This window comes from Kitasatospora indigofera, assembly GCF_014655955.1.
Classification (GTDB): domain Bacteria; phylum Actinomycetota; class Actinomycetes; order Streptomycetales; family Streptomycetaceae; genus Kitasatospora; species Kitasatospora indigofera.
Genome location: NZ_BNBO01000197.1, coordinates 1 through 522, shown reverse-complemented (window position 1 = coordinate 522; position 522 = coordinate 1). Strand labels below are relative to the sequence as shown.

The 522-nt window shown below is 71.5% G+C and carries 1 protein-coding gene; it reads left to right on the top strand.

Annotated elements, in window-relative coordinates:
- Positions 1-51 precede the first annotated feature (51 nt).
- Positions 52-522: GntR family transcriptional regulator (locus tag IE329_RS40150; protein WP_190216006.1), on the top strand; the 471-nt coding region annotated here is incomplete at its 3' end.

Genomic DNA, 522 nt, shown 5'->3' with positions numbered 1-522 from the left:
AACCGAGGGTTGCCAGGCTGTTGCAGTCTGTCAACCCGTTGGGAGTGGCCAGTGACATTCGGTGAGCAGCCCGCCTATCTGCGCGTTGCGAGCGATCTCCGCGAGAAGATCGTGAACGGCTCGCTGCCGCCGCACACCCGCCTCCCCTCGCAGGCCCGCATCCGCAAGGAGTACGGCGTCTCCGACACGGTCGCGCTCGAGGCGCGCAAGGTCCTGATGGCCGAGGGCCTGGTGGAGGGCCGCGCCGGTTCGGGCACGTATGTGCGCGAGCGGCCCGTGCCGCGCAGGGTCGCCCGATCCGGCTTCCGGCCGCCGTCGGGCGCCAGTCCGTTCCGGCAGGAGCAGGCCGCGGAGGAGGCCAGGGGAAGCTGGGAGTCCAGCAGCGAGCAGGAGGGGGCGTCGCCGGAGGTGGCGGCGCGGCTCGGCATCGAGACCGGCGACCGCGTGATGCGTACGCGCTACCTCTTCAGGGACGCGGGGGAGGCGATGATGCTCTCCACCTCCTGGGAGCCCCTCGAAGTC